Here is a 4,353-nt window from a genome sequence, read left to right as displayed (position 1 = left end):
CAGAACGCGACGAGCTCGGAAGAGCTGGCTGCCACCGCCGAAGAGATGAGCAGCCAGGCCGAGCAACTGCAGCGCACCATGAGCTTCTTCAAGCTGGTGGGCGTGTCTGCCGCCGCGTCGGCACGCAAGCCGGGCAAGAGTTTGGCGAAGGCGGCCAAGCCCGTGGCAGCCGCGCGCTCGGGCCATGCCGCTCCGGCGTTGGCGCTGGTCGGTGCCGAGTCGGCCGATGTCGACGAAAGCCATTTCGCCCGTTATTGAAAGGACACACCATGAACACCTCTGCCATCCAGAGCCGCAGCATGGCCAAGGCCGCCACCGTGATGGCTGCACCGCCCGAGCCGCTGCAATACCTGACCTTCATGCTCAATGGCGAAGCCTTCGCCATTGGCATCCTGGCGATCAAGGAAATCATCGAGTACGGCCACCTCACCGAGGTGCCCATGATGCCGACGTGCGTGCGCGGCGTGATCAACCTGCGCGGTGCCGTGGTGCCGGTGATGGACCTGCAGGCGCGCTTCGGCCGCCCGGCCAGCGCGGTGACCAAGCGCACCTGCATCGTGATCGTGGAAACAGCGCCCATCGGCGACGCAGCCGATGGGCAGGTCATCGGCGTGGTCGTCGACGCGGTCAACGAAGTGCTGGAGCTTCCTTCCGCCGACATCGAGCCGCCGCCGAGTTTCGGCGCAGCGATCCGCAGCGACTTCGTCTGCGGCATGGCCAAGGTTCGCGGCAAGTTCGTCATCGTGCTCGATGTCGCGAACGTGCTGTCGATCGATGATTTCTCCAGCCTGTCGAGTCTCGCTGCCTGACCCGCCGCACCAAGAAAAAAGAAAGAAGATCATGCTCAAGCAAATGCGCCTTTCGGCCCGCCTCGGGGTCTGCTTTTTCTTCGCTCTGGCGGCGCCTGCGGTGCCCTGGGCCATGTTCCAGGCACAGTGGCTGTCTGCCGGCGCAGCCTGGGGCGTGGCGGCGGTGGCTGGCATGCTGAGCATGTGGGTCGCGGCTTCGGTGACCACCCACATCACGCGCGCCGTGAAGACCGCGGAGGACAACGTCCGCCGGATGATCGAGGGGGATTTCCGCGAACCGACCGGCGTATCGTTTGCGTCTTCCGACGAACTGGGTTCGCTGCATGCCGCGGAGAAAGCGCTCCTGGAGAAGCTCAAGCGCGTGATGTTCGAGCTGGGGCGAATGTCGCGGGAACACGATGCGGGCGACATCGATGCCGTGATCGATGCCAGCGACCTGGCGGGCGAGTTCCAGCACATGGCGATCGGTATCAACCAGATGGTCGGTGGCCACATTGCGGTCAAGAGGAAGGCCATGGCCTGCATCGCTGAGTTCGGCCGTGGCAACTTCAACGCGCCGCTGGAGGCATTCCCTGGCAAGAAGTCCTTCATCAACGAAACCATTGAGCAGGTCCGTCGCAATCTGATCGGCCTGATCGCCGAGATGAACCGCATGTCGACCGAGCACGACAAGGGCGACATCGACGCCTACATCGACGCCTCGCGCTTCGACGGCGACTTCCGTGCCATGGCCGAAGGCATCAACCAGATGGTCGGTGGCCATATCGCGGTCAAGAAGAAGGCCATGGCCTGCATCGCCGAATTCGGGCGCGGCAACTTCAACGCGCCGCTGGAGGCGTTCCCCGGCAAGAAGGTCTTCATCAACGAGACCATCGAGCAGGTGCGTCGCAACCTGATCGGCCTGATCACCGAAATGAACCGCATGTCGACCGAGCACGACAAGGGCGACATCGACGTCTTCATCGACGCCGCGCGTTTCGAAGGGGACTTCCACGCCATGGCTGAAGGCATCAACCAGATGGTCGGCGGGCACATCGCGGTCAAGAAGAAGGCCATGGCTTGCGTCGCCGAATTCGGGCGCGGCAATTTCAACGCGCCGCTGGAGGCGTTCCCCGGCAAGAAGGCCTTCATCAACGAGACCATCGAGCAGGTGCGCTCCAATCTGAAGGCGCTGATCGTCGACACCAACCTGCTCGTCGAAGCGGCCACGGCAGGTCGGCTGGAAGTGCGGGCCGACGCCAAGCTGCACCACGGCGATTTCCGGGTGATCGTCGATGGGATCAACCACACGCTCGACGCCATCGTGGAGCCGGTGAACGAGGTCAGTCGCGTGCTTCACGTGATCGCGCAGGGCGACCTGACCGAGGTCGCGCGCACCGATTTCAAGGGGCAACTGCAGTCGCTGTGCGAGAGCGTCAATGCCACGGTCAGCAAGCTGGCCGAGGTCGTCGCCGAAGTCAACGGCGGCGCCGAGTCGCTGGCCAGTGCCTCCGAAGAAGTGAGCGCGACAGCGCAGTCGCTGAGCCAGGCCTCGAGCGAGCAGGCCGCTGGTGTGGAAGAGACGAGCGCATCGATGGAACAGATGACCTCGTCCATCTCGCAGAACACCGAGAACGCGAAGATCACCGACAGCATGGCGACCAAGGCCGCGGCCGAAGCCAGCGAAGGCGGCGAAGCGGTGAAGGCGACGGTGGCGGCGATGAAGCAGATCGCCCAGAAGATCAACATCATCGACGACATCGCTTACCAGACGAACCTGCTGGCACTCAACGCAGCCATCGAGGCGGCACGCGCCGGCGAACACGGCAAGGGCTTTGCGGTGGTGGCTGCCGAAGTGCGCAAGCTGGCCGAGCGCAGCCAGGTGGCTGCGCAGGAGATCGGCACGGTGGCCACGTCGAGCGTGGAGCTGGCCGAGCGTGCAGGCAGGCTGCTCGATGCGATGGTGCCGAGCATCAAGAAGACGTCGGACCTGGTGCAGGAGATCACGGCGGCGAGCGAGGAGCAGTCTTCGGGCGTGGGGCAGATCAATGCGGCAGTGAGCCAGTTGAGCCAGACGACGCAGCAGAACTCGACGAGCTCGGAAGAGCTGGCGGCGACGGCTGAGGAGATGAGCAGCCAGGCCGAAGAGTTGCAGCGCACCATGAGCTTCTTCAAGCTGGCGGGTGCCGGCGCGGTCACTGCCGCCGCGCGCAAGCCGGCGAAGAGCGCGATGGTCAAGGGCGCGAAGCCGGTGCTTGCCAACCGCAGGAGCGGACTCGCGAAGCTGGCGCGCACGGGCAGTGACTTGGCGGACGTGGACGAGAGCCACTTCGCCAGTTACTGAAGACCCGCGGCATGACGCCCGCGATCGACAAGAGCATTTTTAACAATACCAATATCATGTTCAAGAATTTAAAGATCAGAACGCTCATCAGCTTGGGCTTTGCCGTCGTGCTGCTCATGATGCTGGGACTGGGTCTGTTCGCCAGTTTCCAGATGTCGCGCGTGAACGATGCGTCGACCGAGATATCGACCAACTGGCTCCCCAGCGTGCGCGCGGTGCAGGAGCTCAACAACAGCATCTCGGACTACCGCACGGCCGAAGTGCAACATGCGTCGGCGACGAAGCCGGAGGAGAAGCTGCGCTTCGACAAAGCCTTGCGCGACAACATGGCCACGTTCAAGAAGACCCAGGCCACCTATGTCAAGCTGATTTCTTCGCCCGAGGAGCATGCCCTCTACGACGAAATGCTCAAGACCGTGCAGGCCTACATGGCGATGGACGAACAGGTGCAGCAGCTCTCCCGGCAGATGAAGAACGAGCAGGCGCTGGAACTCGTCAACGGCGAGTCGGACAAGGTCTATGCCCAGCTTTCCGATCAGCTTCAGAAACTGATCGATCTGAACGTGAAGGGCAGCGATCAGGCCAGCGCCGATGGCGATGCCCTGTATGCGAGTGCGCGCCTGCTGATCTTCGCCGTGATCGGCTTCAGCATGGTGTTCGGCATCGTCGTGGCTGTGCTGATCGTGCGAAGCCTGATGAAGCAGCTGGGCGGTGAGCCGGCTTACGTTGCGGAGATCACGCGCCAGGTGGCCCAGGGGAACATCGACATCGACGTCAAGACGCGAGCCAATGACCAGGACAGCGCGCTGGCCGCCACCAAGACCATGATCGAGCGCCTCAAGCGCGTGATCAACGGGCAACGGGTGGCGATCGCTGCGGCCAATGTCGGCGATTTCTCCAAGCGCATCGACCTCGCCGGCCTGGAAGGGTTCCAGAAGGAGATGGGCGAGAGCCTGAATGCGCTGGTCTCCACGACCGGTGACAGCATCAATGATGTCGTGCGGGTGATGGAGGCGCTGTCCGGAGGCGACCTGACGCAGTCGATCGGCAGGGAATACCAAGGTGCCTACGGCGAGATGAAATCCTACGTGAACAACACGATGGAGAAGCTCGCGCACGTGGTGACCGAAGTCAACGGCGGCGCGGAGTCCATTGCCAGCGCTTCCGAAGAGGTGAGTGCGACGGCGCAGTCGCTGAGCCAGGCATCGAGCGAGCAGGCCG

At 63.3% G+C, this 4,353-nt stretch carries 3 protein-coding genes and 1 pseudogene; all 4 read left to right on the top strand.

Features of this window, described 5'->3' with window-relative positions; all coding sequences use genetic code 11:
- Positions 1 to 258 (top strand): annotated as a pseudogene (locus J2W36_RS26460) (methyl-accepting chemotaxis protein); the annotation flags it as partial.
- Positions 259 to 269: 11 nt separating this feature from the next.
- The gene (locus J2W36_RS26455) at positions 270 to 809 is read left to right on the top strand and encodes a chemotaxis protein CheW (RefSeq protein ID WP_370869399.1); all 540 of its coding nucleotides are present in this window, start codon (positions 270 to 272) and stop codon (positions 807 to 809) included.
- Entirely contained in the window at positions 751 to 3,132 is a 2,382-nt protein-coding gene (locus J2W36_RS26445; RefSeq protein ID WP_442478273.1) for a methyl-accepting chemotaxis protein, read from the top strand. The genes J2W36_RS26455 and J2W36_RS26445 overlap by 59 nt, the downstream gene beginning before the upstream one ends.
- Before the next feature lie 56 nt (positions 3,133 to 3,188).
- The coding region (locus J2W36_RS26440; protein ID WP_307692768.1) for a HAMP domain-containing methyl-accepting chemotaxis protein at positions 3,189 to 4,353 on the top strand (1,165 nt) is incomplete at its 3' end.

This window comes from Variovorax ginsengisoli (assembly GCF_030811835.1).
In the GTDB taxonomy this organism is placed as follows: domain Bacteria; phylum Pseudomonadota; class Gammaproteobacteria; order Burkholderiales; family Burkholderiaceae_C; genus Variovorax; species Variovorax ginsengisoli_C.
This window is presented reverse-complemented; position numbering and strand designations above follow the sequence as displayed.

Excerpts from the sequence above, each read along its gene's own strand:
- J2W36_RS26455 (WP_370869399.1), top strand. The coding sequence starts at position 270 with ATGAACACCTCTGCCATCCAGAGCCGCAGCATGGCCAAGGCCGCCACC.
- J2W36_RS26445 (WP_442478273.1), top strand. The coding sequence starts at position 751 with ATGTCGCGAACGTGCTGTCGATCGATGATTTCTCCAGCCTGTCGAGTC.